The following is a 390-nucleotide window of genomic DNA, read 5'->3' as shown; positions in this document are numbered from 1 at the left end:
CGCCGCCACGCGCCATCCATGGCGCGGGGCGGCTAAACCGGCATCCCTGCCGGTTTACCCCCCAAATCCCTGCCGAATTCCGGCCAGCGTGTTTGACGGGGCGCCTAAGATCAAAATCAAAAACAGAGCCAGAGCCAGAGCCAGAGCCAGAGCAGATTGATATCTACCTGATATAGGAGATCTAAATTGTGGGAGCGGGCTTGCTCGCGAAAGCGGTGGATCAGTTAGAGAGGTAATCGCTGACACGCCGCCTTCGCGAGCAAGCCCGCTCCCACATTTGAAACCGAAACCGGCTTCCAGAAACCGGTCGGCTACCAGGCCGCCGCGATTTTGCTTTTGATCTTAAGCGCCCCGTCAAACACGCTGACCGAACGCAGGCTTGAATCCGTG

Source organism: Pseudomonas reactans, from assembly GCF_013387025.1.
Taxonomy (GTDB): domain Bacteria; phylum Pseudomonadota; class Gammaproteobacteria; order Pseudomonadales; family Pseudomonadaceae; genus Aquipseudomonas; species Aquipseudomonas reactans.
The sequence above is the reverse complement of the archived record's forward strand: the minus strand, read 5'-3'. Positions refer to the sequence as shown.